This window comes from Isoptericola sp. NPDC056618, from assembly GCF_042792715.1.
GTDB classification, from domain to species: domain Bacteria; phylum Actinomycetota; class Actinomycetes; order Actinomycetales; family Cellulomonadaceae; genus Isoptericola; species Isoptericola nanjingensis.
In genome coordinates this window covers 26,295-52,910 of record NZ_JBHTVZ010000014.1, presented here as the reverse complement: position 1 = coordinate 52,910, position 26,616 = coordinate 26,295, and the positions used below count along the sequence as shown (strand labels likewise).

Annotated in this window: 39 protein-coding genes; 7 read left to right on the top strand and 32 right to left on the bottom strand. The window is 72.5% G+C overall.

The features are described from left to right. Positions 1-8: 8 nt before the first annotated feature. Positions 9-1,610 (bottom strand): bifunctional ADP-dependent NAD(P)H-hydrate dehydratase/NAD(P)H-hydrate epimerase, encoded by a 1,602-nt coding sequence (locus tag ACFQ8T_RS15905; protein ID WP_430547450.1) that lies wholly within the window; start codon positions 1,608-1,610, stop codon positions 9-11. A gap of 69 nt (positions 1,611-1,679) precedes the next feature. Here ACFQ8T_RS15905 and ACFQ8T_RS15900 point away from each other — a divergent pair, with 69 nt between their 5' ends. Next, a complete protein-coding gene (locus tag ACFQ8T_RS15900; RefSeq protein WP_430547449.1) occupies positions 1,680-2,735 on the top strand; it encodes an LLM class F420-dependent oxidoreductase in 1,056 nt (351 codons plus the stop codon). A 3-nt stretch (positions 2,736-2,738) separates the two neighbouring features. After that, a complete protein-coding gene (locus ACFQ8T_RS15895; RefSeq protein ID WP_430547448.1) occupies positions 2,739-3,572 on the top strand; it encodes an alpha/beta fold hydrolase in 834 nt (277 codons plus the stop codon). A gap of 6 nt (positions 3,573-3,578) precedes the next feature. Here the strand turns inward: ACFQ8T_RS15895 and ACFQ8T_RS15890 are convergent, their stop codons facing one another. Continuing rightward, positions 3,579-3,929 (bottom strand): holo-ACP synthase, encoded by a 351-nt coding sequence (locus ACFQ8T_RS15890; protein ID WP_429764727.1) that lies wholly within the window; start codon positions 3,927-3,929, stop codon positions 3,579-3,581. Positions 3,930-3,996: 67 nt separating this feature from the next. Between ACFQ8T_RS15890 and ACFQ8T_RS15885 the strand changes: the two genes are divergently transcribed. Beyond that, positions 3,997-4,821 (top strand): alpha/beta fold hydrolase, encoded by an 825-nt coding sequence (locus ACFQ8T_RS15885; protein ID WP_430547447.1) that lies wholly within the window; start codon positions 3,997-3,999, stop codon positions 4,819-4,821. Positions 4,822-4,840: 19 nt separating this feature from the next. On the opposite strand, the gene ACFQ8T_RS15880 is transcribed toward ACFQ8T_RS15885, so the two are convergent. Further along, a complete protein-coding gene (locus ACFQ8T_RS15880) occupies positions 4,841-5,188 on the bottom strand; it encodes a pyrophosphatase (protein WP_430547446.1) in 348 nt (115 codons plus the stop codon). A gap of 93 nt (positions 5,189-5,281) precedes the next feature. Between ACFQ8T_RS15880 and ACFQ8T_RS15875 the strand changes: the two genes are divergently transcribed. Then, complete coding sequence (locus ACFQ8T_RS15875) at positions 5,282-6,118, top strand: DUF72 domain-containing protein (RefSeq protein ID WP_430547445.1); 837 nt, start codon at positions 5,282-5,284, stop codon at positions 6,116-6,118. Between the two features lie 137 nt (positions 6,119-6,255). Further along, positions 6,256-7,215, top strand: coding sequence for a type I pantothenate kinase (gene coaA / locus ACFQ8T_RS15870; protein ID WP_430547513.1), 960 nt, complete (start codon positions 6,256-6,258; stop codon positions 7,213-7,215). 6 nt (positions 7,216-7,221) lie between these two features. Here the strand turns inward: coaA and ACFQ8T_RS15865 are convergent, their stop codons facing one another. The 5 genes from ACFQ8T_RS15865 to rplM form a co-directional block, all read right to left on the bottom strand. Beyond that, positions 7,222-7,977: a DedA family protein gene (locus ACFQ8T_RS15865; protein WP_430547444.1), complete on the bottom strand. Its 756-nt coding sequence runs from the start codon at positions 7,975-7,977 to the stop codon at positions 7,222-7,224. 74 nt (positions 7,978-8,051) lie between these two features. Continuing rightward, on the bottom strand, positions 8,052-8,732 hold the full coding sequence (locus tag ACFQ8T_RS15860) for a peptide deformylase (RefSeq protein WP_430547443.1): 681 nt from the start codon (positions 8,730-8,732) through the stop codon (positions 8,052-8,054). Continuing rightward, a complete protein-coding gene (gene glmM / locus ACFQ8T_RS15855) occupies positions 8,729-10,093 on the bottom strand; it encodes a phosphoglucosamine mutase (RefSeq protein WP_430547512.1) in 1,365 nt (454 codons plus the stop codon). Before glmM ends, ACFQ8T_RS15860 begins: the two co-directional genes overlap by 4 nt. Positions 10,094-10,275: 182 nt before the next feature. Then, positions 10,276-10,764 carry a 30S ribosomal protein S9 gene (gene rpsI / locus ACFQ8T_RS15850; RefSeq protein ID WP_429764736.1) on the bottom strand — a complete coding sequence of 163 codons (489 nt, stop codon included), beginning with the start codon at positions 10,762-10,764 and terminating at the stop codon, positions 10,276-10,278. A 32-nt stretch (positions 10,765-10,796) separates the two neighbouring features. After that, complete coding sequence (gene rplM / locus ACFQ8T_RS15845) at positions 10,797-11,246, bottom strand: 50S ribosomal protein L13 (RefSeq protein WP_429764738.1); 450 nt, start codon at positions 11,244-11,246, stop codon at positions 10,797-10,799. A 288-nt stretch (positions 11,247-11,534) separates the two neighbouring features. Between rplM and ACFQ8T_RS15840 the strand changes: the two genes are divergently transcribed. Further along, entirely contained in the window at positions 11,535-11,948 is a 414-nt protein-coding gene (locus ACFQ8T_RS15840; RefSeq protein WP_429764740.1) for a DUF5709 domain-containing protein, read from the top strand. Positions 11,949-11,964: 16 nt separating this feature from the next. On the opposite strand, the gene truA is transcribed toward ACFQ8T_RS15840, so the two are convergent. Beyond that, the gene (truA, locus tag ACFQ8T_RS15835; protein WP_430547442.1) at positions 11,965-12,867 is read right to left on the bottom strand and encodes a tRNA pseudouridine(38-40) synthase TruA; all 903 of its coding nucleotides are present in this window, start codon (positions 12,865-12,867) and stop codon (positions 11,965-11,967) included. 30 nt (positions 12,868-12,897) lie between these two features. Here truA and ACFQ8T_RS15830 point away from each other — a divergent pair, with 30 nt between their 5' ends. Further along, complete coding sequence (locus ACFQ8T_RS15830; RefSeq protein WP_430547511.1) at positions 12,898-13,728, top strand: ROK family protein; 831 nt, start codon at positions 12,898-12,900, stop codon at positions 13,726-13,728. Between the two features lie 3 nt (positions 13,729-13,731). Here the strand turns inward: ACFQ8T_RS15830 and ACFQ8T_RS15825 are convergent, their stop codons facing one another. From ACFQ8T_RS15825 to rplP, 23 genes are all read right to left on the bottom strand, one after another. After that, complete coding sequence (locus ACFQ8T_RS15825; protein WP_430547441.1) at positions 13,732-14,523, bottom strand: alpha/beta fold hydrolase; 792 nt, start codon at positions 14,521-14,523, stop codon at positions 13,732-13,734. 82 nt (positions 14,524-14,605) lie between these two features. Continuing rightward, the gene (gene rplQ / locus ACFQ8T_RS15820) at positions 14,606-15,142 is read right to left on the bottom strand and encodes a 50S ribosomal protein L17 (protein WP_430547440.1); all 537 of its coding nucleotides are present in this window, start codon (positions 15,140-15,142) and stop codon (positions 14,606-14,608) included. 76 nt (positions 15,143-15,218) lie between these two features. Continuing rightward, positions 15,219-16,235, bottom strand: coding sequence for a DNA-directed RNA polymerase subunit alpha (locus ACFQ8T_RS15815; protein ID WP_429727860.1), 1,017 nt, complete (start codon positions 16,233-16,235; stop codon positions 15,219-15,221). Between the two features lie 160 nt (positions 16,236-16,395). Continuing rightward, positions 16,396-16,800 carry a 30S ribosomal protein S11 gene (rpsK, locus tag ACFQ8T_RS15810; protein WP_380321664.1) on the bottom strand — a complete coding sequence of 135 codons (405 nt, stop codon included), beginning with the start codon at positions 16,798-16,800 and terminating at the stop codon, positions 16,396-16,398. 74 nt (positions 16,801-16,874) lie between these two features. Then, on the bottom strand, positions 16,875-17,249 hold the full coding sequence (gene rpsM / locus ACFQ8T_RS15805) for a 30S ribosomal protein S13 (RefSeq protein ID WP_380321661.1): 375 nt from the start codon (positions 17,247-17,249) through the stop codon (positions 16,875-16,877). 195 nt (positions 17,250-17,444) lie between these two features. Next, complete coding sequence (gene rpmJ / locus ACFQ8T_RS15800; RefSeq protein WP_009740505.1) at positions 17,445-17,558, bottom strand: 50S ribosomal protein L36; 114 nt, start codon at positions 17,556-17,558, stop codon at positions 17,445-17,447. A gap of 71 nt (positions 17,559-17,629) precedes the next feature. Beyond that, complete coding sequence (infA, locus tag ACFQ8T_RS15795; RefSeq protein ID WP_012867920.1) at positions 17,630-17,851, bottom strand: translation initiation factor IF-1; 222 nt, start codon at positions 17,849-17,851, stop codon at positions 17,630-17,632. Positions 17,852-18,109: 258 nt separating this feature from the next. Continuing rightward, a complete protein-coding gene (gene map / locus ACFQ8T_RS15790; RefSeq protein WP_430547439.1) occupies positions 18,110-18,994 on the bottom strand; it encodes a type I methionyl aminopeptidase in 885 nt (294 codons plus the stop codon). A 13-nt stretch (positions 18,995-19,007) separates the two neighbouring features. Then, positions 19,008-19,565: an adenylate kinase gene (locus tag ACFQ8T_RS15785; RefSeq protein WP_430547510.1), complete on the bottom strand. Its 558-nt coding sequence runs from the start codon at positions 19,563-19,565 to the stop codon at positions 19,008-19,010. 101 nt (positions 19,566-19,666) lie between these two features. Further along, positions 19,667-20,965, bottom strand: coding sequence for a preprotein translocase subunit SecY (gene secY, locus ACFQ8T_RS15780; protein ID WP_429764750.1), 1,299 nt, complete (start codon positions 20,963-20,965; stop codon positions 19,667-19,669). Positions 20,966-21,269: 304 nt separating this feature from the next. Then, complete coding sequence (gene rplO / locus ACFQ8T_RS15775) at positions 21,270-21,737, bottom strand: 50S ribosomal protein L15 (protein WP_429764752.1); 468 nt, start codon at positions 21,735-21,737, stop codon at positions 21,270-21,272. A gap of 2 nt (positions 21,738-21,739) precedes the next feature. Then, on the bottom strand, positions 21,740-21,922 hold the full coding sequence (rpmD, locus tag ACFQ8T_RS15770) for a 50S ribosomal protein L30 (protein ID WP_079573239.1): 183 nt from the start codon (positions 21,920-21,922) through the stop codon (positions 21,740-21,742). After that, the gene (gene rpsE / locus ACFQ8T_RS15765) at positions 21,922-22,599 is read right to left on the bottom strand and encodes a 30S ribosomal protein S5 (protein ID WP_430547438.1); all 678 of its coding nucleotides are present in this window, start codon (positions 22,597-22,599) and stop codon (positions 21,922-21,924) included. The genes rpmD and rpsE overlap by 1 nt, the downstream gene beginning before the upstream one ends. Positions 22,600-22,642: 43 nt before the next feature. Next, positions 22,643-23,014 carry a 50S ribosomal protein L18 gene (gene rplR, locus ACFQ8T_RS15760; protein ID WP_429764754.1) on the bottom strand — a complete coding sequence of 124 codons (372 nt, stop codon included), beginning with the start codon at positions 23,012-23,014 and terminating at the stop codon, positions 22,643-22,645. After that, positions 23,014-23,550 (bottom strand): 50S ribosomal protein L6, encoded by a 537-nt coding sequence (gene rplF, locus ACFQ8T_RS15755; RefSeq protein WP_429764756.1) that lies wholly within the window; start codon positions 23,548-23,550, stop codon positions 23,014-23,016. Before rplF ends, rplR begins: the two co-directional genes overlap by 1 nt. A gap of 20 nt (positions 23,551-23,570) precedes the next feature. After that, positions 23,571-23,969, bottom strand: coding sequence for a 30S ribosomal protein S8 (gene rpsH, locus ACFQ8T_RS15750; RefSeq protein WP_429764758.1), 399 nt, complete (start codon positions 23,967-23,969; stop codon positions 23,571-23,573). A gap of 73 nt (positions 23,970-24,042) precedes the next feature. Continuing rightward, the gene (locus ACFQ8T_RS15745; protein ID WP_013837851.1) at positions 24,043-24,228 is read right to left on the bottom strand and encodes a type Z 30S ribosomal protein S14; all 186 of its coding nucleotides are present in this window, start codon (positions 24,226-24,228) and stop codon (positions 24,043-24,045) included. Position 24,229: 1 nt separating this feature from the next. Further along, positions 24,230-24,802: a 50S ribosomal protein L5 gene (gene rplE, locus ACFQ8T_RS15740; RefSeq protein ID WP_429727852.1), complete on the bottom strand. Its 573-nt coding sequence runs from the start codon at positions 24,800-24,802 to the stop codon at positions 24,230-24,232. Next, positions 24,802-25,143: a 50S ribosomal protein L24 gene (rplX, locus tag ACFQ8T_RS15735; protein ID WP_429764760.1), complete on the bottom strand. Its 342-nt coding sequence runs from the start codon at positions 25,141-25,143 to the stop codon at positions 24,802-24,804. Before rplX ends, rplE begins: the two co-directional genes overlap by 1 nt. Positions 25,144-25,145: 2 nt before the next feature. Further along, complete coding sequence (rplN, locus tag ACFQ8T_RS15730; protein WP_079572436.1) at positions 25,146-25,514, bottom strand: 50S ribosomal protein L14; 369 nt, start codon at positions 25,512-25,514, stop codon at positions 25,146-25,148. 145 nt (positions 25,515-25,659) lie between these two features. Beyond that, the gene (gene rpsQ / locus ACFQ8T_RS15725; RefSeq protein WP_429764762.1) at positions 25,660-25,950 is read right to left on the bottom strand and encodes a 30S ribosomal protein S17; all 291 of its coding nucleotides are present in this window, start codon (positions 25,948-25,950) and stop codon (positions 25,660-25,662) included. A gap of 7 nt (positions 25,951-25,957) precedes the next feature. Beyond that, on the bottom strand, positions 25,958-26,197 hold the full coding sequence (gene rpmC, locus ACFQ8T_RS15720) for a 50S ribosomal protein L29 (RefSeq protein ID WP_079572432.1): 240 nt from the start codon (positions 26,195-26,197) through the stop codon (positions 25,958-25,960). Next, positions 26,197-26,616, bottom strand: a complete 420-nt coding sequence (gene rplP / locus ACFQ8T_RS15715; protein WP_380244191.1) for a 50S ribosomal protein L16 — start codon at positions 26,614-26,616, stop codon at positions 26,197-26,199. Before rplP ends, rpmC begins: the two co-directional genes overlap by 1 nt.

The following is a 26,616-nucleotide window of genomic DNA, read 5'->3' as shown; positions in this document are numbered from 1 at the left end:
GACCGTCGTCAGACCTCGGACAGCAGCGCGGCGACCTCGCCGGGCACCGCGGCCGCGACGTCGAGGGCCGCCACGGGACCGCCCGGGTTCGCGCGGCGGGCGGCGCGGCCGTGCACCAGCGCCGCCGCGGCGGCGACCTCGGCCGCGAGCGCCGGGTCCGCGACGACGTCGCGCGACCGGGCGGCGAGCATCGCGCCGAGGATGCCGGCAAGCACGTCCCCCGCGCCCGCGGTGGCGAGCCAGCCCGGCCCGTCGGCCTGCGCGTACGCCGCGCCCGTCCCGACGACGACGGTCACGCCGCCCTTGAGCAGCACCGTCGCGCCGGTGAGCTCGTGCGCCCGCCGCGCCCAGCGCAGCGGCTCGGCCTCGACGTCCTGGCGGCGCACGTCCTCGCCCCGCGAGCGCAGCAGCGCCGTCAGCTCGCCCGCGTGCGGGGTGAGCACGAACCACGCCGGGACGCGACCGTCGAGCAGCCCCAGCCCGCCGGCGTCGACGACCGCCGGCACGGGGCCGCCCGCGGTCCCGGCGAGCTTGCCGGCCGCCGCGGCGAGCCCTGCCCGGCCGCGCTCGTGCTGGCCGTCGTCCAGGCCGTCGCCCTCCCCCTCGTGCGCGGCCTCCGGCCCGCCGGGGACGCCCGGCCCCACCACCCACGACTGCACCCGGCCTGGCGCGGTGACGACCTCCGGGCGGGCGTCGAGCACGCGTCCGCCCACCGCGGCCGACCCCCGGTACCGCACCATCCCGGCCCCGCTCCGCACGGCGGCCGTGGTGGTGAGCACCGCCGCCCCGGGATACGTCGCCGTGCCCGCGACGACGCCGACCACGCCGCGCGTGTACTTGTGGTCTGCGGGCCCGGGCACCGGCCACGACGCGGCGACGTCGGCCGGCTCCAGCTGACGCACGGCCGGCCTGCCGGCGAGGTCGAGGCCGATGTCGGCGACGCTCACCTCGCCCGCGAGCCCCGACGCCGGCGGGAGCAGCAGCCCGGGCTTGGCCGCGCCGAACGTCACCGTGCGGTCGGCCGGCAGCACCGGGCCGGGCACCGCGCCGTCGTCCACCCCGATGCCCGACGACGCGTCCACCGCCACCACCCACGGCCGCCCCGGCCCCGACGCCGTGAGCGGGCCATCGGCCCCGACACGCCGGTCGATGCGGGCCGAGAGCCCGCTCACGACCTCCTGGGCGAGGCCGCGCAGGGGGCCGCGCGCGCCGATGCCGACGAGGCCGTCGAGCACGACGTCGGCGCGGGCGGCGTCGTCGGCCACCGCGTCGAGTCCCTCGGGCGCGGCGAAGAGCTCCACGACCCGCCCGCCCGCACGCTCCAGCGCCGCGCGGCCCTCCGCATGGAACTTCTCGGCGACCAGCACCGCCGTCACCGCGAGCCCGCGCCGCGCCAGCACCGCGCCCGCGTGCAGCGCGTCGCCGCCGTTGTTGCCCGCCCCCGCGAGCACCACGACCCGCGCGCCCCGCACCGGCCCCCGGCGGGCGGCGACGTCGCGGAGCACGTGCGTCGCGAGCGCGAACGACGCCCGCTCCATCAAGGGCGTCCCCGCCGCGAGGAGCGGCTCCTCGGCGGCACGGACGTCGGCGGCGGACCAGGCGGAGATCATGGGACGCATCCTGCCGCGCGTCGTCGCGCCCCGCAGCGTCGCCGCAGGTCCGGGCATAGGCTCGAGCCCATGCGATTCGGACTCTTCATCCCGCAGGGCTGGCGCCACTCGCTCACCGACGTCCCCCCGGAGCAGCACTGGGAGACCATGCTGTCCCTGCTCCACTACGCCGACAACGCCGCGGCGGGCGAGCCGATCCCCGGCGGCCCCTGGGCCTGGGACTCGGTCTGGGTGTACGACCACTTCCACACCGTCCCGGTCCCCAGCACCGAGGCGACGCACGAGGCGTGGACGCTGATGGCGGCGTTCGCGGCGGCGTCCCAGCGCGTCAAGCTGGGCCAGATGTGCACGTGCATGTCGTACCGCAACCCCGCCTACCTGGCGAAGGTCGCCTCCACGGTGGACGCGATCTCCGGCGGACGCACGCAGCTCGGCATCGGCGCCGGCTGGTACGAGCACGAGTGGCGCGCGTACGGGTACGGCTTCCCCCGCGCGGGCGAGCGCCTGCGCGCCCTGGACGAGGGCCTGCAGATCATCACCCAGATGTGGCGCACCGGGTCGTCCGGCACGTTCGACGGCGAGCGCTACCAGGTGGACGGCGCGCTCTGCTACCCGCAGCCGCTGCAGCAGCTCCCGGTGGGCGACGGCGGCGCCGAGGTGCCGAGCATCCCGCTGTGGGTGGCGGGCGGCGGCGAGAAGAAGACGCTGCGGATCGCCGCGCGGTTCGCGCAGTACACGAACTTCGCGGGCGACCCCGAGACGTTCGCGCACAAGTCGTCGATCCTGGAGCAGCACTGCCGCGACCTGGGCCGCGACTTCGGGGAGATCACCCGCTCGTCCGACTACAACGTGGTCATCGGGGAGAACCAGGCGGAGGTGGACGACCGGTTCGCCTGGATCGAGTCGCACTTCCGCAAGCACGCCCCCGGCGAGCGCGGTGAGCAGGAGATCGCGAACTGGCGCAACAGCCCCCTGGTGGGCACGCCCGAGCAGGTCGTCGAGAAGCTCTCGGCCCTGCGCGACCTCGGCATGACGTACGCCATCACGTACTTCCCGAACGCCGCGGGCGACCGCGACCAGATCGAGCTCTTCCAGCGGCAGGTCATCCCCGCCCTGCAGGACTGAACGATGGGCTCGCGGCACGAGCTGGGCCTCCCGGACGGTCGACGTCTCGTCGTGCACGACGACGGCCCTCCGTCCGCCGACGCGGTCGTCTGGCACCACGGCTCGCCCCAGTCCGGCGAGCTGCTGCCCCCGGTCGCCGAGGCCGCCCGGGCGCGCGGGCTGCGGGTGGTCTCCGCGGCCCGTGCCGGGTACGGCGGGTCCACCCCTCGTCCCGGGCGCACCGTGGCGGACGCCGCGTCGGACGTGGCGCACGCCCTGGACGCCCTCGGCGTGGCCCGGTGCCTCGCCGTCGGCGCCTCGGGCGGCGGCCCGCACGCCCTGGCCCTCGCCGCGCTCCGGCCCGACCTGGTGTCGGGCGCGGTGACCCTCGCGGGCGTCGCGCCCTACCCCGGCCGCGGTCACGACGACCTCTGGTTCGCCGGGATGGCCGACGACGGCGGCCTGCGCTCGGCACTCCACGGCCGGGAGGCCCGCGCCCGGCACGCGGAGACGGCGGAGTTCGACGAGTCGAGCTTCACGGCGGACGACTACGCGGCGCTCGCGGGGACGTGGGCCTCGCTCGGCGCCGACGCCTCGCGGTCCGGCCAGGCGTGGCCCGGCGGGCAGGTCGACGACGACCTCGCGTTCGTGCGGCCGTGGGGCGTCGGGCTGGGCGACGTCGCGCCCCCGACCCTGGTCGTGCAGGGCGGCGCCGACCGGGTCGTGCCGCGGCACCACGCCGCCCTGCTGGTCGACGCCCTGCCCGCCGCGGAGCTGTGGCTGCGCCCGCGCGACGGCCACGTCAGCGTGCTCACCGCGCTCCCGGTCGCGCTCGACTGGTGGCGGTCCGCCGCCTGACCGTCGTCAGCCCTCCGCGACCACCATGGCGGACGCGATGCCGGCGTCGTGGGAGATGGACAGGTGCCACGCCTTGACGCCCAGCTCGTCGGCGCGGGCCTGGACCGTGCCGCGGAGCTCGACCTCGGGCGGACCGCCGACGGTGCGGTGCACGGTCGCGTCGTGCCAGTGCATGTTCCCGGGGGCGCCCAGGGCCTTGGCGATGGCCTCCTTGGCCGCGAAGCGCGCCGCGAGGGACGACGCCGGCAGGTCCCGCTCGGCCTCGGTGAAGAGCTTCTCGCGCAGGCGCGGCACCCGCTCCACCGTCGCCATGAACCGGGCGACGTCCACCACGTCGATGCCCACGCCGATGATCATGGCCCTCAGCCTAGGTCCGTCGACCGTCAGGTCGGTGGTGTCGGTGCCGTGACCTAGCGTGCGCGCCATGCCCGACCACCTCGCAGCCCCGCTCCATCACGTCGAACGCGGCGCTCCGGCGGCGCCCGGGACCCCCACCATGGTGCTGCTGCACGGGTTCCCCGTGGACCACCGCCTCATGCTGACGCCCTTCGAGGCCGCCCTCGCCGACCGCCCGGGCTGGCGGCGGGTCTACCTGGACCTCCCGGGGATGGGCGCGAGCCCGCCGTCGGGCGTGGCGAGCACGGACGACGTGCTCGCGGTCGTGCGGGAGGCGGTCGACCGGCTCGTGCCCGGGCCGTACGTCCTCGTGGGCGAGTCGTTCGGCGGCTACCTCGCGCGCGGGCTGGTCGCCGTGGAACCGGACCGCGTCCACGGGCTCGCCCTCCTGTGCCCCCTGATCGTCCCGGAGCACGACCGGCGCGACGTCCCGCCGCACCACGTGCTGGTCCGCGACGACGCGCTGCTGCGGGAGGTCGGCGCGGCGGCCCTGGCCGCCGACGACGTCGGCGTCGTGCAGACGTGCGAGACGTGGCGGCGCACCGAGGCCGAGGTGACGCCCGGGCTCGACGCCGCGGACCCTGCGACGGTCGCGCGGGTCGGTGAGCGCTACGCCGGCACCTTCGCGGTCGAGCCGCGGCCCTACGGCGGCCCCACGCTGTTCCTCACCGGCCGCCAGGACTCCTCGACCGGCTACCGCGACGCCTGGCGGGTCCTCGAGCACTACCCGCGCGCGACGTTCGCCGTGCTGGACCGCGCCGGCCACAACCTGCAGATCGAGCAGCCCGCGCTGTTCGACGCCCTCGTGGGCGAGTGGCTCGACCGGGTCGAGGAGGCGGCGTCGGGCCTCTAGGACGACAAGGGGCCAGGCGTCACCCCTCCGGGCGGACCCCTGCCTCGTCCGCCGGCTCCACGAGGTGCCGCCACCGGAACCACTTGCGCTCGATCTCCGCCTCGAGGTCGACGTCGAACCGCCGCGCGACGAGCAGCACCTGCGCGAGCACGTCCGCGAGCTCGGCCCGGAACGCGGCGTCCACCGCCTCCTCGCCCACGCCCCGGTCCCGCGAGCGACCCGACCGCGCGAGGTACGCCTGCGTGAGCTCCCCGACCTCCTCGTGCAGCTTCAGGACGAGCCAGTCGTCGGTGCGCGGGACGCCGAAGCGGCGCTCGTACACCCGCGAGATGATCTCCAGCTCGTCCGACAGCTCACCCAGCTCCATGCGCCGATCATGCCTCCTGCCCTCCCGCGACGGGGCGCGCCACCACGGCCGCCCCGGACGGCGACCATGTCGGCACGCTCGTAGGCTCGCGCCGTGGTCAGCGTCCGCGTCGGTCTGTCGGGGTGGCAGTACCGCCATTGGCGCGGGGACTTCTACCCGGCCGGCACCCGTCGCGCCGACGAGCTGACCTACGCCGCGGGGCGGTTCTCGACGCTCGAGCTCAACGGCACCTTCTACGGGCTCCAGCAGCCCGCATCCTTCCTGCGCTGGCGGGACTCGGTGCCGCAGGGCTTCACGTTCGCGGTCAAGGGCAGCCGCTACGTCACCCACCTCAAGCGCCTCCGCGACCCTCGCACGGCCCTGGCGAACTTCGTCGCGAGCGGCCTCCTCGCCCTCGGCGACCGGCTCGGGCCGGTCCTGTGGCAGCTCCCGGAGCGCGCCGAGTTCGACGCCGAGGTGCTCGCGGCCTTTCTCGACGCGCTGCCCCGCACGACGACGGACGCCGCGCGCCTGGCCGCGGACCACGACGACCGGCTCCGGGCGGAGGCCTGGACCGAGGCGGGCACGTGCCGCCCCCTGCGGCACGCCCTGGAGCCGCGCCACGCGTCGTTCGAGGACCCCGAGGCGCTCCGGCAGCTGCGCGACCACGACGTCGCGCTCGTCGCCTCGGACGGCGCCGGGCGATGGCCGCTCCTCGACCACCCCACGGCGGGCCTCGCCTACCTCCGGCTGCACGGTCCGACTACCCTGTACGCGAGCCGTTACGACGACGCACGCCTCGACGCGTGGGCGGCCTGGATACGGCGGCGGGCGGACGCCGGCCAGGACGTCGTGGCGTACTTCGACAACGACGGCCACGCCCACGCCCCGCGGGACGCCCTGCGCCTCGCGGACCGGCTCGGCGACGTCGTCGATCCGTGGCCGGCGTGAGCCACGCGCCGTCGACGACACCCGCGGTTGTCGTTCCCCGCCCGGCCTCGGGCAGAATCGTGCAGGTGGCACCGCAGTCCCCCGACACCGCACCCGGCACGACGCCCAGCCCTGCCCCCGGCACGGCCCCCCAGCCGTTGGGCGAGCACCTCACCCGGCTCGCTCCGGCGTCCCCGTACGTCGACCTCGACCGCGCGGCATGGAGCCGCCTGTCGGCGTCGACCCCGCTGCCGCTGACGGACGCCGACGTCGAGCGGCTGCGCGGCCTGGGCGACCCGATCGACCTCGCCGAGGTGGACGCCGTCTTCCGCCCGCTGTCACGACTGCTCAACCTGTACGTGGCCGCGAGCGCGGGCCTGCACCGCGCCACGTCGACGTTCCTGCACGAGGAGCCGCCGCGCACCCCGTACGTCATCGGCGTCGCGGGGTCCGTCGCGGTCGGCAAGTCGACGACGGCGCGCATCCTGCGCGAGATGATGGCGCGCTGGCCCGACACCCCGCACGTCGAGCTGATCACGACCGACGGCTTCCTGTACCCGAACGCCGAGCTGCAGCGCCGCGGGATCATGGACCGCAAGGGCTTCCCCGAGTCCTACGACAGGAGGGCCCTCATCCGCTTCCTGTCGCGCGTGAAGGCGGGGCAGGCCGAGGTGCGTGCCCCGGTGTACTCGCACGTCGTCTACGACATCGTGCCCGGCGAGGAGGTCGTGGTGCGCAAGCCGGACGTGCTCATCGTCGAGGGTCTCAACGTGCTGCAGCCCGCGCGCCCGTCGGCGATCGACGAGTCGACCGTGGCGGTGAGCGACTTCTTCGACTTCTCGATCTACGTCGACGCCCGCACGCGCAACATCCGGCAGTGGTACGTGGAGCGCTTCCTGCAGCTGCGCAGGACGGCGTTCAGCAGGCCGGAGTCGTACTTCCGGCGCTACGCGGACCTGTCCGACGCCGAGGCGACGGAGCGGGCGCTGTCCATCTGGGAGTCGATCAACGCGCCGAACCTGGAGCACAACGTGCTCCCCACCCGGGGTCGCGCCACCCTCGTGCTCACCAAGGGGTCGGACCACTCCGTCCAGCGGGTGCGGCTGCGCAAGCTCTGAGGCCGGTCAGGCCGCCCGGCTCGTGGGCTCGGCGTCGGCCTCGTCGCCCTCGTCCTCGTCGGCGGGCACCGGCTCCGCCCTGGGCGGACCGGCGACGCGCTGCACCACCTGGTCGACCAGGACGCCGAGCAGGATGCCCGCCACGACGCCGACGGCCATGGCGAGCAGCGTGTTGTGCCCGAGCCAGGAGGCCGCGGCGAGGCCGATGAGCATCGAGTAGATGCCCCACGTCACGGCGGCGATGCCCGAGTAGAGCATGAACCGGTGGCGCGGGTAGCCCACGGCGCCGGCGGTCATGTTGACGGCCACGCGCCCGATGGGCACGTACCGCGCGGCGAGGATGAACGACGCCCCGCGGTGCTCCAGGGCGTGCCGCGCCCAGTCGACGGCCTTGCGACCGCGGGCCGAGCGCAGGAACGCGAACCGCTCCGTGCCGACGGCGCGGCCGATCTGGTAGGCGATCTGGTCGCCCGTCCACGCGCCGGCGATGGCGAGGGCGAGGACGCCGGGGAGCCACGGCTCGCCCTCGGAGTGGGCGAGCACGGTGAGGGTGATGACCACGGACTCGCTGGGAATCGGGGGGAAGAAGCCGTCGATCGTCGCGAAGACGTACATGGCCGGGTAGATCCACAGGGACGCGCCGAGGTCGAGGACCCAGCCCTCCAGCTGTGCCAGCATCGTCGACAGGTTCACCAGGTCGGTCCTCGGTTCGTCGGCCGGGAGGTGGGCCTCCGGCGGTCGCACGACGCCGGGCGGCGTCACGGCACCAGCCTAGGCAGAACCAGGGCACCGGCTGCATGGGGAATTCCCCCGGTTCCACCCTGAGTGCCGAATGTTCACCCGAGGTCCACGAACCCCGGGTCCACGACCTGGCCGTAGCGCAGGAGGTTCTCGTTCGAGGTGAGCGTCCGCAGCAGCGCGTGGTCGAGGTACAGCTCGCCCGCGAGGTGGTCCGTCTCGTGCTGGACGATCCGAGCGGGCCAGCCGGTGAGGACCTCGTCGATCGGCGCCCCGGTCTCGTCGCGGCCGGTGAGCCGGACGCGACGGTGCCGCGCGACGACGGCCTGCCACCCGTGCACCGACAGGCAGCCTTCGTGGAACGCCGCCCGCTCCGGCTCCCCGTCCGGGCCGGGCAGCGGCTCGTACGCGGGGTCGAGCAGCACCCGGTACGGCAGCGGGGCCCGCTCCCGGGGGTCGTCGGCCCCGGCGCCGCCGTCCTCGACGACGGCGATCGCCAGCGCGATCCCGACCTGGGGCGCCGCGAGGCCCACGCCCGGCGCGGCGTGCATGGTGCGGCGCATCGCGTCGAGCAGCCGCGGCAGCGCGTCGCCGAGCTGCCCGGTGTAGGGGGCCGCGGGGGCGCGCAGCACCGGCGCACCGGCCTGCACGATCGGCAGGAGCCCGGTGCCCGGCCCGCCCGCCGCCGCGTCCGCCCGGTCCAGCAGGTCGACGACGGCGGCCCGCAGGGCCTCGTCCACGCCGGCCGCCGGGCGCGCGGCCGGCGCGCCCTCGGTCACAGTGCCAGCCGGTCGCGCACGACGGCGGCGAGCGTGTCCGCCACACCGTCGGCCTGCGTCTGCGTCGCCGCCTCGACCATGACCCGCACGAGGGGCTCGGTGCCCGACGGGCGGAGCAGCACACGACCCGTCTCCCCCAGGAGCGTCTCCGCGCTCTCGATCGCGGCGCGCACGCCCTCGTCGTCGGCCGCGCGGGCCTTGTCCACGCCCTTGACGTTGACCAGCGTCTGCGGCAGGCGCGGGACGTCGGAGGCGAGGTCGGCCAGGCGACGCCCGGTCGCCTTCACGCGCGCGGCGAGGTGCAGCGCGGTGAGGACGCCGTCGCCGGTCGTGGCGTGGTCGGCCAGGATGATGTGGCCCGACTGCTCGCCCCCGAGCCCGTAACCGTGCGCCCGCATCTCCTCGAGCACGTACCGGTCGCCCACGCCCGTCTGGATCGTGGTGATGCCCGACTCTCGCATCGCGAGCAGGAGGCCGAGGTTGCTCATCACGGTGACGACCAGGGTGTCCGACGGCAGCCGGCCCTCGTCCTTGAGCCCGCGGGCGAGGATCCCGAGGATCTGGTCGCCGTCCACCAGCACGCCGCCGTGGTCGACGGCGAGGCAGCGGTCCGCGTCGCCGTCGAACGCGACACCGAAGTCGGCCTCCGCGGCTACGACGACGGCCTGCAGCTGCTCCGGGTGGGTGGATCCGGCCTTCTCGTTGATGTTGCGGCCGTCGGGGCTCGCGTTGATGACGACGACGTCGGCCCCCGCCTCGCGCAGCGCCTCCGGGCCGACCTGGCTCGCGGCGCCGTTGGCGGCGTCGACGGCGATGCGCAGGCCCTCCAGCGGGCGGACGTCCGCCGTCGTGCCGATGCTCGCCACGAGGTGCTCCACGTACTGCTGGGCGGCGATGCCGGTGTCGGAGCGCATGCGCCCGACGTCGGCGCCGATCGGCCGCTCCCAGTCCTGGCCGAGGCGTGCCTCGATCTGGTCCTCGACGTGGTCCGCCAGCTTGAAACCGCCGCGCGCGAAGAACTTGATGCCGTTGTCCGGCATCGCGTTGTGGGACGCGGAGATCATGACGCCGAGGTCCATGTCCATCGCCCCCACGAGGTGGGCCAGCGCCGGGGTGGGCAGCACGCCCAGGTTGACCACGTCCACGCCGGAGCTCGCGAGGCCCGCGCCGACCGCGGCGGACAGGAACTCCCCGGACGCGCGCGGGTCGCGCCCGACGACGGCGCGCGGGCGGTGCCCGGCGAAGTCGCCCGACGTGCCGAGCACGTGGGCCGCCGCGCTGCCGAGCCCGAGGGCCAGGTCCGCGGTGACGTCCCGGTTGGCCAGCCCACGGACCCCGTCGGTGCCGAACAGTCGCACGATGTCTCCTCCTCCGGGCGCGGCGGTGGATCCGCACGCACACCCCACGACGCCCCTGCGGACGCCGCACCGATCGTAGCCGGACGTGCGGACGGCCCCGCCGGAAGAGTTCCGACGGGGCCGTCCGTGGCGCTGACGCTCCTGTCGACGCCCGAGGGCAGCGCCCTCGAGCAAGGAGCGCTCGATCAGCGCTTCGAGTACTGCGGCGCCTTGCGCGCCTTCTTGAGACCGGCCTTCTTGGACTCGACCGCACGCGGGTCACGCGTGAGGTAGCCGGCCTTCTTCAGCGCGGGGCGGTTCGCCTCGGCGTCGATCACGTTGAGCGCGCGGGCGATGCCCAGGCGCACCGCGCCGGCCTGGCCCGAGGGGCCGCCGCCGGTGATGCGGACGATGACGTCGAAGCGGCCCTCGACCTCGACCAGCTTCAGCGGCGAGTTCACGAGCTGCTGGTGCACCTTGTTCGGGAAGTAGTCCTCGAGGGTGCGACCGTTGATCTTCCACGTCCCGGTGCCGGGGACGAGGCGCACGCGCGCCACGGCCTCCTTGCGGCGGCCGACGGCCGCGCCGGGAGCGGTGATGGACTGGCCGCCGTCCGCGACGGGCGCGGCGGACTCAGAGGTGTAGGTGCTGGGCGTGTTCTCGTCCAGCTCGGTGTCGACGGTGGTCTCGGCCACTGTGAATCCTTCGCTTTGCATCCGGCAGCGGCTCAGGCCTGCTGCGAAACCTGGGTGATCTCGAACTGCTTGGGCTGCTGCGCCGCGTGCGGGTGCTCCGCGCCGCGGTAGACCTTCAGCTTGCCCAGCTGGTCGCGACCGAGGGACGTCTTGGGGAGCATGCCGCGCACGGCCTTCTCCACGGCCCGCTCGGGGTTCTTCTCGAGAAGCTCGCCGTAGTTGACCGAGCGGAGACCGCCCGGGTAGCCGGAGTGGCGGTAGGCCAGCTTGGTCTCCCGCTTGTTGCCGCTCAGGGCGACCTTGTCCGCGTTGATGACGATGACGAAGTCACCGCCGTCGACGTGCGGGGCGAAGGTCGGCTTGTGCTTCCCGCGCAGGAGGGTGGCGACCTGGCTCGCCAGGCGGCCGAGGACGACGTCGGTCGCGTCGACGACGTACCAGTCGCGCTGGACGTCGCCGGGCTTGGGGGTGTAAGTACGCACGGTTGCGTCACCTTTTCATGTTCGGTGTCGTCGGGCGAGAAGCGGCGCCCGATGAGTCAGGTGTTGTGCGCGGGTGCTCCGGTGGCGTCCTGGCCGGGGCATCGTCGGTGCGAGTGGGCGCGCTGACGACGCGGGACGCCGGAGGCATAGCACAACGACGAGCCAGTTTAGCCGGGGCCGGGTGCGGGGGTCAAAGCGACGCCGGTCACGCCCGCGCCGGGGACGGGAACGGGTCGGCGCCGGCCGCCCCTCGTTGCAGCGCCACCGCCGCGGGTGCACCGTGGTGACATGACCCAGGAGACACCCGGCACCACCCCTGACCCCGAGACCGGAGCCGAGGGCGACGAGGACCAGCTTCCTCAGGAGGACACGCTCCTCGACCCCGAGCTCGACGACGTCCTCGACGAGGGCTACTCCCCCCTGGAACGGTCGCGCTCGAACCACTGGGGCGAGACGGCGTGGGAGGAGTCCGCCGGCGAGCCCCTGGACCGGCGCCTCGCCGAGGAGCAGCCGGACGTCTGGGAGCGCGACCCGCTGGACCGCCCGGACACGACCCGCGCCGGCCGGCTCGCGGAGGACCCCTTCGCCGACCCCGGGGAGGACGGCGACCGCGAGAACGACGTCTACGGCGAGGACGCGGGCATCGACGGCGCGGGCGCCAGCGCCGAGGAGGCCGCCGTGCACTGGGTCGAGGAGCCGTAGGCCGGAGCCCCGCGCGTCAGCCGGCGTCGACCTCGCCCGGGTCCCGCCTCGCGCGGACGCGCTCGGCGCGCGCCGCGAGCTCGTCGTCGTCCGGGTAGGCGACGCTCTCGAGGGTCAGCCCCCGTGCGGCGACGACACCGGCCGCCGCCGAGCGGGACCGGCCCGCCAGCACCGCGGCGGGATCGTCCGGGCCACGGCGCCCCTCCCCCACGGCCAGCGACATGCCGACCAGCGCGCGCACCATCGAGTGGCAGAACGCGTCGGCCTGCACGGTCGCGACGACGAGCCCGGCGTCGGGCCCGTCCGCGGGGCGCTCCCACGACAGGTGGGTGAGCTCGCGGATGGTCGTGGCGCCCTCGCGAGGCTTGCAGAAGGCGGCGAAGTCGTGCAGCCCGACGAGCGGCTGCATCGCCCGGTGCATCGCCTCGACGTCGAGCCGGCGGCGGTGCCAGAGCACCCAGTCCCGGCGCAGGGGGTCGCGCAGGTCCGGACGGTCGGCCACCCGATAGGCGTAGCGGCGGTGCAGCGCGGAGAACCGCGCGTCGAACCCTTCGGGGGCCTCGACCGCCCGGTGCACGACGACGTCGGGCGGCAGCACGCCGGCCAGCCGGTCGGCGAGCGCGACGCCGGGCTCCCGGTCGGAACGACCGGGCATCTCCTCCCAGCGTCCGCGCGCCACGTCGACGTGCGCGACCTGGCCGCGCGCGTGCACCCCCGCGTCGGTGCGACCGGCCACCGTCAGCCGCGGCCGGGGCAGGCCGAGCGGCTCCGTGCGGAGGATGGTCGCGAGGGCGTCCTCCAGCACCCCCTGCACGGTGCGCAGCCGCGGCTGGGTGGCCCAGCCCGCGAAGTGGGTGCCGTCGTAGGCGAGGTCGAGCCGGACCCGGAGGGTGTCGGCGGGAGGTGTCGGCGTGCTCACCGACCCATTGTGGCCGGATGATGTCCCGTGATGGTCGACCCAGGCGCCCCGGCGCGCACCCCCGCTCCCCGCCCCGACGACGGCGCCTCCCGGACGCCGCCGCCCTCCGACGTGCTCACCCTCGCCGTCGACTGCGGCGGCGGAGGCATCAAGGCGGCGGTCCTGGACTCCGCGGGCACCGCGCACGCGTCGCCGGTGCGGGTCCCCACGCCCTACCCGCTGCCCCCGCAGCTGCTGCTCGACACCGTGGCCGGCATCGCGGACCGCCTTCCCGCCGCGCACCGCGTGACGCTCGGGATGCCCGGCATGATCCGCCACGGCGTGGTCGTCCACACGCCGCACTACGTCACCCGCTCGGGTCCCCGTTCGCGGGTGCTGCCGGAGCTCGTGGAGGCGTGGGCCAGCTTCGACGTCCGCGGCGCGCTCGCCCACCGGCTCGGCGTGCCCGCCCTCGTGCTCAACGACGCCGAGGTGCACGGCGCCGGCGTCGTGGCGGGCTCCGGCGTCGAGCTGGTGCTCACCCTCGGCACGGGGCTCGGGTCCGCGCTGTTCGACGGCGGCCTGCTCGCACCCCACCTGGAGTGGTCGCACGCCCCCGTGCGGCGCGGCGCGACGTACGACCAGTACGTCGGCGAGCCGGAGCGCCGCCGCCTGGGCGACGGGCTGTGGTCGCGGCGCGTCGTCGCGACGGTCGACGGGCTGCGCCCGGTGTTCCGCTGGGACCGTCTGTACCTGGGCGGCGGGAACTCCCGCCGCATCACGCCCGCCGCCCTCGACCGCCTGGGCGACGACGTCGTCGTCGTGCCCAACTCGGCCGCGCTCGTCGGCGGCGCGCGGGCGTGGGACCTGACCCTGCCCTGACCGTCACCGGTGGACGGGTGACGTCACGACGCCTGCCTCCTCGGACGTGACGACGGTCTCCGCCTCGAGGAGGGCCCGCGTGAACGCGACCGGCGCGTCGAGGCTGACGAGGTGCCGGGCGTGCGGCACGACGACGAGCCGGGCGGCCGCCCCGCCGGCCCGGGCCGCGGCGACGAACGCACGCTCCTGGGCGCGGAAGTGGTCGTAACGCCCGTTGACGAACCACACGGGGCTGCGCGCGGCCGCGAGGGCGCCGAGGGTGTCGGTCGGGCCGAGCTCCCGCAGCACCGCGGCCATGGCGGTGAGCGCGTACCCGCCGGCCCCCAGGTCCCCCGCACCTTCGGCGTCGAGGGCGAGGCGCACGAACGTGTCGTTCAGGCGGGCGCCGTGGTCCGGCCAGCCCTCGATCCACCGGGCGAGCGAGAGCCACGCCGGCCGCAGCGCCGACGAGGACTCCGTGCAGCACGACGCCGCCACGAGGCCCGCGCTCTGCTCGGGATGGCGCGCGCGGTGCTCGATGCCGACGTAGCCCCCGAGCGACAGGCCCGCGACGAGGGCCCGCCCGCCGAGCCCCTCCACGGCGTCGTGCACGGCGTCCACCGCGCCGTCGAGCGTGAACGGCTCGCCCCGTCGCGCACCGTGGCCCGGCAGGTCGGTCGCGACGGCGGGGACCCCGGCGCGGCCCAGCGCCTCGAGCTGACGCCGCCACATGGTCGCCGACGTGCGGGAGCCGTGCACGAGCACGACCGGCACGGGGGCCCGGGGTCGGGGCGGCGCGTCGGAGCGGGCGGGCATCCTCCCAGCCTAGGAACGACGAGGCCCCGCGCCACCTCGAGAGGTGGCACGGGGCTCGTCGTGGTGCGGGGGACGCGGGAGGTCAGGCCTCCTTGGTCTCCTCGGCCTTCTCGTCAGCCTTGTCCTCCGCGGGCGCCTCGGCCGGGGCCTCGGTGGCCTCCTCGACGGCGGCCTCGTCCTTGGCGGGCTTCTCGTCCTCGACCTTGGCAGCCTTCTCGGCGGCCTTCGTGGCCTCCTTGACGACGGCCTGCTTCGGGCTCACAGGCTCGGTGACGAGCTCGATGACCGCCATGGGGGCGTTGTCGCCCTTGCGGTTGCCGATCTTGGTGATGCGCGTGTAGCCACCGTTGCGCTCGGCCATGGCCGGGGCGATCTCGGTGAACAGCGTGTGCACCACGGACTTGTCACGGACGACGGTCAGCACCCGGCGACGGGCGTGCAGGTCGCCGCGCTTCGCGAAGGTGATGAGGCGCTCGGCCAGGGGGCGCAGGCGCTTCGCCTTCGTCTCCGTGGTCGTGATGCGGCCGTGCTCGAAGAGCGACGTCGACAGGTTCGCGAGGATCAGTCGCTCGTGAGCCGGGCTGCCACCGAGCCGCGGACCCTTGGTGGGGGTAGGCATTTCTGGTTCTCCTTGAGGGTGGTTCCGCACCGCGCGGCCCGGTCAGGTCGAGCGGGCTGCTGCGGGCGCGGAGACGTCAGTACGACTGCTCGTCCGAGTACGTGGCCTCGTCGTCCCCGCCGCTGAAGTACGCGGAGCTGGACGGGTCGAAGTCGAGGGGCGAGTCCTTCAGCGAGAGGCCCAGCTCGGCGAGCTTCTCCTTGACCTCGTTGATGGACTTCGCGCCGAAGTTCCGGATGTCGAGCAGGTCGGCCTCGCTGCGAGCCACGAGCTCACCCACCTGGTGGATGCCCTCGCGCTTGAGGCAGTTGTACGAGCGGATCGTGAGGTTGAGCTCCTCGATCGGCAACGCCAGGTCCGCGGCCAGCGCGGAGTCCGTCGGCGACGGGCCGATCTCGATGCCCTCGGCCTCGACGTTCAGCTCGCGGGCGAGACCGAACAGCTCGACGAGCGTCTTGCCGGCCGAGGCGAGCGCGTCGCGCGGGGCGATCGCGGCCTTCGTCTCGACGTCGACGATCAGCTTGTCGAAGTCCGTGCGCTGCTCGACACGCGTGGCCTCGACCTTGTAGGTGACCTTGAGGACCGGCGAGTAGATCGAGTCGACGGGGATCCGACCGATCTCGGCCTCGTCGTTCTTGTTCTGCGCCGCGGACACGTAGCCACGACCGCGCTCGACGGTGAGCTCGATCTCGAGCTTGCCCTTGTCGTTGAGCGTGGCGACGTGCAGGTCCGGGTTGTGCACCTCGACGCCCGCCGGCGGCACGATGTCCGCGGCGGTGACCACGCCCGCACCCGTCTTGCGCAGGTACATCACGACGGGCTCGTCGTTCTCCGAGGAGACGACGAGGTTCTTGATGTTGAGGATGATCTCGGTGACGTCCTCCTTCACACCCGGCACGGTGGAGAACTCGTGGAGCACTCCGTCGATGCGGATGGAGGTGACGGCCGCGCCCGGGATGGACGACAGGAGGGTCCGGCGCAGGGAGTTGCCGAGCGTGTAGCCGAAGCCAGGCTCGAGCGGCTCGATGGAGAAGCGCGAACGGTACTCCGAGATGACCTCTTCGGTCAGGGAGGGGCGCTGTGCGATCAGCACGGTCAGGTCCTTTCAGTGTGCGTCCGCCATATGACGCATCACGGATCCGCGAGTACTCGCGGCCCCGGGTGGGACTCGGTCCACCCGCCCGGGCAGGCTGCGGCGTCGTACGAGCCCGGGGCCGATCCCTCGGCCCCGGGGCCCGACGACGTCGGGAGGGTCAGACGCGGCGGCGCTTCGGGGGACGGCAGCCGTTGTGCGCCTGGGGCGTCACGTCCTGGATCGAGCCGACCTCGAGGCCGGTCGCCTGCAGGGAGCGGATCGCGGTCTCACGACCGGAACCCGGGCCCTTGACGAAGACGTCGACCTTCTTGACACCGTGCTCCTGGGCGCGGCGGGCGGCCGACTCGGCGGCGAGCTGCGCGGCGTACGGCGTGGACTTGCGGGAGCCCTTGAAGCCGACGTGGCCGGCGGACGCCCACGAGATCACGGCGCCCGACGGGTCGGTGATCGAGACGATCGTGTTGTTGAAGGTGCTCTTGATGTGCGCCTGGCCGAGCGGGACGTTCTTCTTGTCCTTGCGGCGCGGCTTGCGCGCGGCCGTGGCACGAGTCTTGGGAGGCATGTGTTCTCTGATCTCCTGGTCTGATCGGACCGGGGCGGTTCAGCTCAGGGAGCCGACCGCACCACGGACTGCTATCAGCGGGCCTTCTTCTTGCCCGCCACGGTGCGCTTCGGACCCTTGCGGGTACGCGCGTTGGTCTTGGTGCGCTGACCGCGCACCGGGAGGCCGCGGCGGTGACGCAGGCCCTGGTAGGTGCCGATCTCGACCTTGCGGCGGATGTCGGCGGCGACCTCGCGGCGCAGGTCGCCCTCGAGCTGGAAGTTGCCCTCCAGGTAGTCGCGGAGCGCGACGAGCTGGTCGTCGCCGAGGTCCTTGACCCGCAGGTCCGGGTTGATCCCGGTCGCGGCCAGCGTCTGCTGGGCGCGGGTACGGCCGACGCCGTAGATGTAGGTGAGCGCAACCTCGAGCCGCTTCTCGCGGGGGAGGTCGACGCCGATCAGACGTGCCATGTGCCTTCCGGCTCCTGTACTTCTTCCAGAGGTCTGCCGCACCGCCCTCCCGCGAAGACCGCGGGCCCCGGCCCCTGGACCGGAGGTTCCCCCCGACCTGCCCCGTGAGGAGCCCGCTCCGAGAGAGCGGTGTCGAGGTTCGTGGTGGTGCGCTGTGTCCGACGGCGAGCGCGTGCCGTCAGCAGGTGGCTGCGATCAGCCCTGGCGCTGCTTGTGGCGCAGGTTCTCGCAGATCACCATGACGCGACCGTGCCGGCGGATCACCTTGCACTTGTCGCAGATCTTCTTGACGCTCGGCTTGACCTTCATCAGTGGTTCCTCCGCCGCCGTACGCACGCCGGCGGGTGCCGGCGCCACGACGGCGCTCGATGGGGTGGTGGTTACTTGTAGCGGTAGACGATCCGACCGCGGGACAGGTCGTACGGGCTGAGCTCGACCACGACACGGTCCTCCGGGAGGATCCGGATGTAGTGCTGACGCATCTTGCCCGAGATGTGCGCGAGGACCTTGTGGCCGTTCGCCAGCTCCACACGGAACATCGCGTTCGGCAGGGCCTCGACCACGCTGCCCTCGATCTCGATGACGCCGTCCTTCTTTGCCATGTCCTCCGCTAACTCTCGTCTGTCCCCGGGCGCCCGTCAGCAACGTGACGGAGGTCCGGATGTCGTGCGTGCCGCCTGCTCACCCTCGTCCCGACCGGCCGACGTGACGTCGAGCCGGTGCTGGTCTGCAGCGCCACCAACTCGCGCCTGCATCTCGAGGAACTGCCGAACGGACTACACCCGACAGACCATCGTACTCCATGGTTCCAGCAGCTGCGAACGTGGGGTGGACGGTCGTCGGTCACACGCTTTCGTCGGTCACACGTCGAGGGGCACGGGCACGACCTCGAACGGGGCGAGCCCCGCACGCCCGCCGTCGGCGGCCGTCAGCACGCTGATGCCGTCCTCGAGCAGGGCGACGCTGTGCTCCCAGTGCGCGGCGCGGGAGCCGTCCTGCGTCACGACCGTCCAGTCGTCCGCGAGGACCCGGGTCGCCCCGCTCCCCCGCGTGACCATCGGCTCGACGGCGAGGCACATGCCGGGCCGGAGCCGAGGACCGCGGTCCGAGGTGCGGAAGTTCACGACGTCGGGCGGCTGGTGCATCGCCGTGCCGATGCCGTGACCGACGTAGTCCTCGACGATCCCGTACTCGACGCCGGAGACGCCCCCGGCGAGCTCGACGGCGGCCTCGACCGCCGTCCCGACGTCGCCGAGCCGCTTGCCGCCCGCCAGCGCCGCGATTCCCGCCCACATGGCCGTCCGCGTGGCGCGGACGAGGTCGAGGTCCGCCGCGTCGACGCCGTCGACCGCCGTCGTGCCCTCGACGTCCAGGGCGCCGTCCGGGCCCAGCACGACGCTGATCGCGGAGTCGCCGTGCCAGCCGTCCACGATCGCGCCGCAGTCGATCGACACGACGTCACCGACCTCGAGCACGCGGGTGCCGGGGATGCCGTGGATGACCTCCTCGGAGACGGAGACGCAGATCGTCGCGGGGTAACCCTCGTAGCCGAGGAACGACGGCGTCGCCCCCGCCTCCGCGATGACCCGCGCCGCGACCGCGTCGAGGTCCGCCGTCGTCAGGCCCGGGCGGGCCGCGGAACGCACCGCGTCGAGCGCCGACGCGACGACCAGGCCGGCGCGCCGCATGACGCGCACCTGGTCCGGCGTCTTGAGCTCGATGCGCTCGCGCGAACCGAAGATCATGGCGTCGCGGGCCTCAGCCGAGCTCGGCGGCCAGCGCCTGGACGATGCGCTCGGTGACCTCGGAGACGTCGCCGATGCCGTCCACCTTCGCGAGGATGCCCCGCTCGGAGTACGCGGCGGTCAGCGGCGCGGTCTGCTCGTCGTAGATGTCGAGCCGGCGCGCGATCGCCTCCGGGGTGTCGTCCTCGCGGCCCTCGATCTCGGCGCGCTTGGCGATCCGCGACAGGAGCTCGTCCCGCGCGGCGGTGAGCTCGATGACGCCGTCCAGCTCCCAGCCGAGGTTGGCCAGGATGCCGTCGAGGGCCTCGACCTGGTGCGCGTTGCGCGGGTAGCCGTCGAGCAGGAACCCGGCCTTGACGTCGTCCTCACCGAGGCGCGAGCGCACCATCTGGTCGGTGACCTCGTCGGGCACGAGCTCGCCCTTGGCGCTGTACTCCTGCGCGAGCCTGCCGAGCTCCGTGCCACCCTTGATGTTGGCGCGGAAGATGTCGCCCGTCGAGATGGCGGGGATGCTGAACAGCTCGGCGAGGCGCGCGGCCTGCGTGCCCTTGCCCGCCCCCTGCGGCCCCATGATCACCAGGCGCGTCACCCGCGCCTCGGCGCTGGGGGCACCGTGGAGCTCGCGGCGGGTGGTCGGCGTGGCAGCGGCGGGGCCGCCTTCGTTCGTCTCGGTCAACGGAGGAACCCTTCGTAATGACGCTGCTGGAGCTGGGAGTCGATCTGCTTCACGGTCTCGAGCCCGACGCCCACGATGATGAGGATCGACGTGCCGCCGAACGGGATGTTCGTGGTGACTCCCAGCACCACGAGCACGATCGTGGGGATGAGCGCCACGATCGCCAGGTAGATCGAGCCCGCGGAGGTGATGCGGGTGATCACGTAGTCGAGGTACTCGGCCGTGGGCCGGCCGGCGCGGATGCCCGGGATGAAGCCGCCGTACTTCTTCATGTTGTCGGCGACCTCGTCCGGGTTGAACGTGATCGACGTGTAGAAGAACGCGAAGAAGATGACCATCAGCACGTACAGCACGATGTACAGCGGGTCGGACTGCTGGACCAGGTTCTCCGAGATCCAGAGCACCCAGCCCGCGGTCGGCTCGCCGAACTGGGCGATCAGCCCGGGGATGGCGAGGATCGACGCCGCGAAGATGACCGGGATGACGCCGGCCATGTTGATCTTGATCGGGATGTAGGTGCTGGTGCCGCCGTACATGCGGCGTCCCACCATGCGCTTCGCGTACTGCACCGGGATGCGGCGCTGCGACTGCTCGACGAACACGACCAGCCCGACGACGAGCACGATGACGAGGATCATCACGATGAAGTTCAGGGGACCGTTCGAGCCGCCGGCGATCGACCAGAGGGCCGACGGGAAGCTCGCGGCGATCGACGTGAAGATCAGCAGGGACATGCCGTTGCCGACGCCGCGCTCGGTGATCATCTCGCCGAGCCACATGACCAGGCCGGTACCGGCCGTCATCGTGATGACCATCAGCGTGGCCGTCACGAAGCTGTCGTCCGTGATCACGTCGACGGGGCAACCCTGGAAGAGCATCCCGGTGCGGGCGGTCGTGATGATCGTCGTCGACTGCAGGATCGCGAGGGCGATCGTCAGGTAGCGCGTGTACTGCGTCAGCTTCGCCTGGCCCGACTGGCCCTCCTTGTGCAGGGCCTCGAACCGAGGGATGACCACGCGCAGCAGCTGCACGATGATGCTCGCGGTGATGTACGGCATGATGCCGAGCGCGAAGATCGACAGCTGCAGCAGGGCACCGCCGCTGAAGACGTTGACGAGACCGAGCAGCGAGGTGCTGCCCTCGAGGGCCGCGACGCACTGCTGCACGTTGCCGTAGTCGACGCCGGGTGTGGGCACGAGCGACCCCACCCGGAAGAGCGCCATGATCGCGATCGTGAACAGCAGCTTGCGCCGCAGGTCCGGTGTCCGGAAAGCCCGGCCGAATGCGCTGAGCACCTATCCTCCTGGCCCGCCGCGGCGGGTTGTCGTGTCGCCGGGGACCGGCGAGGTGTGGCGCGAGCTCCCGACACCGCGGCCCGTGGGCCACGCCGCCGTCACGCCGACTCGGTCAAGGTCCGACCGAGGAGACCCCGGCCTCGCCGTCACCCGGATCAGGTGCGTGGCGCGGACCGTGACGGATTCTACGTGCCCCGGACCAGTGATCCAGACCACACGCCGTCGCGGTGGGCTGGCCTGCCGGAGCACGCCGGGAGCACACAGGGCCGGCAGCGCGTGTGCGCCGCCGGCCCTGTTGCGGATGTCAGTCCTCGGAGACCGTGCCGCCGGCCGCCAGGATCTTGTCCTTGGCGGAGCCGGAGACGCGGTCGACCGTGACGTCCAGCTTGACGGTGATCTCGCCGTTGCCGAGCACCTTCACCGGCTGACCCTTGCGGACCGCGCCCTTGGCGACGAGGCCCTCGACGGTGACGGAGCCACCCTCGGGGTACAGCGCGGCGAGCTTGTCCAGGTTGACGACCTGGTACTCGACGCGGAACGGGTTCTTGAACCCGCGCAGCTTCGGGAGGCGCATGTGCAGAGGCATCTGCCCACCCTCGAAGCCGGCGGGAACCTGGTAGCGAGCCTTCGTACCCTTGGTACCGCGACCCGCCGTCTTGCCCTTCGACGCCTCACCACGACCCACGCGGGTCTTGGCGGTCTTGGCGCCGGGGGCCGGACGCAGGTGGTGGACCTTGAGCGGCTGACCCGCCTTCTCGGTGTTGTCCGCCATGATCACTCGACCTCCTCGACGGTGACGAGGTGCGCCACCGTGGTGACCATGCCACGGATCTCCGGACGGTCCTCCTTCACGGCGGTGTCGCCGATCCGCTTGAGGCCGAGGGTCCGCAGCGTGTCACGCTGGTTCTGCTTGCCGCCGATGGCGGACTTGACCTGGGTGACCTTCAGTCGAGGCATCACGCACCCACCTTCTCGTCAGCCTTGGCCGCCTTCTCGGCGAGCCCGGCGGCCTGCGCACGCAGGAGCGCGGCCGGGGCCACGTCCTCGAGCGGCAGACCACGGCGGGCGGCCACGGCAGCCGGCTCCTCGAGGCCCTTGAGGGCCGCGACGGTGGCGTGCACGATGTTGATCGAGTTGGACGAGCCGAGCGACTTGCTCAGCACGTCGTGGATGCCGGCGCACTCCAGCACGGCGCGCACCGGACCACCGGCGATCACACCGGTACCCGGCGAGGCCGGACGCAGGAACACGACGCCGGCGGCCTCCTCACCCTGGACGGGGTGAGGGATGGTGCCCTGGATGCGCGGGACGCGGAAGAAGTTCTTCTTCGCCTCCTCGACACCCTTGGCGATCGCCGCGGGCACCTCCTTGGCCTTGCCGTAGCCGACACCGACGGTGCCGTCGCCGTCGCCCACCACGACCAGCGCGGTGAAGCTGAAGCGACGACCGCCCTTGACGACCTTCGAGACGCGGTTGATCGTCACCACGCGCTCGAGGAAGGCGTTCTTGTCGGCCTGGTCGCGGCCACCGCCACGGCGGTCGTCACGACGACCGCCACCGCCGCCGCGGCGGCCGTCGGTCTTGTTGGACTCGTTGGCGCCCTGGGGGGCGCCGGTGCGCTGCCCTGCAGCCATCAGAGGATCCTCATCTTCCGTGCGAAATCGCGGACGTCGGCCATCACAGCTCCAGCCCCGCTTCCCGGGCGCCGTCGGCGACCGCAGCCACCCGACCGTGGTACTTGTTGCCACCGCGGTCGAAGACCACGGTCTCGACGCCGGCGGCCTTGGCACGCGCGGCGACGAGCTCGCCGACCTTGCGGGCCTTCGCCGTCTTGTCGCCGTCGAGGGCGCGCAGGTCGGCCTCGAGGGTCGAGGCCGAGGCGACGGTCTTGCCGACCGTGTCGTCGACGATCTGCGCCACCATGTGGCGCGAGGAGCGGGTCACGACGAGGCGCGGACGCGCCGCGGTGCCCTTGATCTTCTTGCGCAGGCGCAGGTGACGGCGCTGACGAGCGACGGCCTTGCCCTTGCCCAGAACCTTGAGAGCCATCACTTACCAGCCTTTCCGACCTTGCGGCGGACGACCTCGCCGGCGTAGCGCACGCCCTTGCCCTTGTAAGGCTCGGGCTTGCGGATCTTGCGGATGTTCGCTGCGACCTCGCCGACCTGCTGCTTGTCGATGCCCGCGACCGAGAACTTGGTCGGGCTCTCCACCGCGAAGGTGATGCCCTCGGGTGCGGTCACGGTGACCGGGTGCGAGAAGCCGAGAGCGAACTCCAGGCTCTGCCCCTTGGCCGCGACGCGGTAACCGGTACCGACGATCTCGAGCTTCTTCTCGTAGCCCTGGGTCACACCGGTGACGATGTTGGCCAGGAGGGTGCGGGTGAGGCCGTGCAGCGCACGGGACTCACGCTCGTCGTCCGGGCGCGACACCACGAGGGAGCCGTCGTCCTGGGCGACCGTGATGGGGGCGGGCACCGCGTGCTCCAGGGTCCCCTTGGGGCCCTTGATGGTCACGAGCGCACCGCTGATGGTGACGTCCACGCCGGCCGGGACCGGAACGGGGAGCTTGCCGATTCGAGACATGGCGATATCTCCTTTCCGGATTACCAGACGTAGGCGAGGACTTCGCCGCCCACGCCCTTGGCCTGGGCCTGGCGGTCGGTCAGCAGGCCGGAGGACGTGGACAGGATCGCCACGCCGAGGCCGCCGAGGACCTGGGGCAGGTTGGTGGACTTCGCGTAGACGCGGAGGCCGGGCTTCGACACGCGGCGGACGCCGGTGAGGGCGCGCTCGCGGCTCGGGCCGTACTTGAGGGTCAGGGTGAGGGACTTGCCGACCTTCGCGTCCTCGACGCTCCAGCCGGTGATGTACCCCTGCGCCTGCAGGATCTCCGCGATGTTCGACTTCAGCTTCGAGTGCGGCATGGTGACCGTCTCGTGGTGCGCCGAGTTCGCGTTACGCAGACGCGTGAGCATGTCTGCGATGGGGTCTGTCATGGTCATTGGGCTCCAGCCCTTCCTCGCCGGGGTATCCAGTCAGTGCGTGCGCACCGCCCGGACCTGCGGCGTAGTGGTTTTACCAGCTGCTCTTGGTGACGCCGGGGAGCTCGCCGCGGTGGGCCATCTCCCGCAGGCAGATCCGGCAGAGGCCGAACTTGCGGTAGACCGAGTGCGGACGGCCGCAGCGCTGGCACCGGGTGTAGGCGCGGACGGCGAACTTCGGCTTGGCGTTCGCCTTGTTGATCAGGGCCTTCTTCGCCATGTCAGTTCTCCTTGAAGGGGAAGCCGAGACGGCGCAGCAGGGAGCGGCCCTCGTCATCGGTCGTCGCCGTGGTCACGACCGTGATGTCCATGCCGCGGACGCGGTCGATCTTGTCCTGGTCGATCTCGTGGAACATCGACTGCTCCGTGAGACCGAAGGTGTAGTTGCCGTGCCCGTCGAACTGCTTCGGGCTCAGCCCGCGGAAGTCGCGGATACGGGGCAGCGCGATCGACAGCAGCCGGTCGAGGAACTCCCACATCCGGTCGCCGCGCAGCGTGACGTGCGCACCGATCGGCATGCCCTCGCGCAGCTTGAACTGCGCGATGGACTTCTTGGCCCGGGTCACCTGGGGCTTCTGCCCCGTGATCGCCGTGAGGTCGCGGATCGCGCCCTCGATGAGCTTGGAGTCCTTGGCGGCGTCACCGACACCCATGTTGACGACGATCTTGGTCAGACCGGCGACCTGCTGGATGTTCTGGTGGCCGAACTCCTCGCGCAGCGCCGCGATGATCTCCTCGCGGTACTTCTGCTTGAGGCGCGGGGTGGCCGGGGCCTCGAGAGTGGTCTCGGTCATCAGATGTCCTTCCCGGAACGCTTGGCGACGCGCACGCGGACGGTGCGGGTACGGCCGTCGCGCTCGACCTGCTCGGTACGGAACCCGACGCGCGTGCCCTTCTTGGTCTCCGGGTCGACGACCATCACGTTCGAGACGTGGATCGGCGCCTCGACGGTCTCGATGCCACCCGTGCGGGTGCCGCGAGCCGTCTGGCCGGCCTTGACGTGCTTGGTGACGCGCTGCACGCCCTCGACCACGATGCGGTCGGAGTCCTTGAGGACCTCGAGCACGCGGCCCGTCTTGCCCTTGTCGCGACCGGCGATGACGATCACCTGGTCGCCCTTCTTGATCTTCGCCATGGTCAGAGCACCTCCGGCGCCAGCGAGATGATCTTCATGAACCGCTTGTCGCGCAGCTCGCGCCCGACCGGGCCGAAGATGCGGGTGCCACGGGGCTCACCGTCGTTCTTGAGGATCACGGCGGCGTTCTCGTCGAACTTGATGTAGGAACCGTCGGGACGACGGCGCTCCTTGGCGGTCCGGACGATGACGGCCTTGACCACGTCGCCCTTCTTCACGTTGCCGCCGGGGATCGCGTCCTTGACGGTGGCGACGATCGTGTCGCCGATACCGGCGTAGCGACGGCCGGATCCACCGAGAACACGGATGCAGAGGATCTCCTTGGCACCCGTGTTGTCGGCGACCCGAAGTCGCGACTCCTGCTGGATCATCGATTGATCTCCTGTCGTCGAGCCGGTTCTCGTCCCAGGCTGTCCCGGGCGAGCCTTGCCGAACGGATAGTTGCTGTGGTGGCCGGGGCGGGCCGCATACGTGTGTCACGGCCTGCCCCGGCCGAAGGTCAGAAGACCTTCTGGATCACTTGGCCTTCTCGAGGATCTCCGTCAGGCGCCACCGCTTGGTCGCGGACAGCGGACGGGTCTCCATGATCTCGACCAGGTCGCCGATACCGGCGGAGTTCTGCTCGTCGTGCGCCTTCACCTTGGTGGTGGTGCGCAGGACCTTGCCGTACAGAGGGTGCTTCTTGCGGTCCTCGACCTCGACGACGATGGTCTTCTCCATCTTGTCGCTGACGACGTAGCCACGACGGACCTTGCGCGTGCTGCGCTCGGTCGTCTCAGCGGCCACCGCGTTGGTGTTCTCGCTCATCGATGCCTCACTCACTCACGCTCGGGGCCGTGCGGATCCCGAGCTCGCGCTCGTGCAGGACCGTGTAGATCCGCGCGATGTCGCGCTTGACGGCCTTGATCCGACCGTGGGACTCCAGCTGGCCGGTGGCCGACTGGAAACGGAGGTTGAAGAGCTCCTCCTTGGCCTTCTTCAGCTCGGCGACCAGCTTCTCGTCGTCGAACCCGTCGAGGTCAGCGGGGGCCATGCCCTTGGTTCCGACTGCCATCAGTTCGCACCACCCTCGCGCACCACGAAACGGCACTTCATCGGGAGCTTGTGGATCGCGCGGCGCATGGCCTCACGGGCCAGCTCCTCGTCGACACCGGCCAGCTCGAAGACGATGCGGCCGGGCTTGACGTTGGCGACCCACCACTCGGGCGAGCCCTTGCCGGAACCCATGCGGGTCTCGGCGGGCTTCTTGGTCAGGGGACGGTCCGGGTAGATGTTGATCCAGACCTTGCCGCCACGCTTGATGTGGCGGGTCATCGCGATACGAGCAGCCTCGATCTGGCGGTTGGTGACGTAGGCGGGCTCGAGGGCCTGGATGCCGAAGTCGCCGAACGCGATCGTGGTGCCACCCTTGGCCGCGCCGGAGCGCTTCGGGTGGTGCTGCTTGCGGTGCTTGAGCCTGCGGGGGATCAGCAT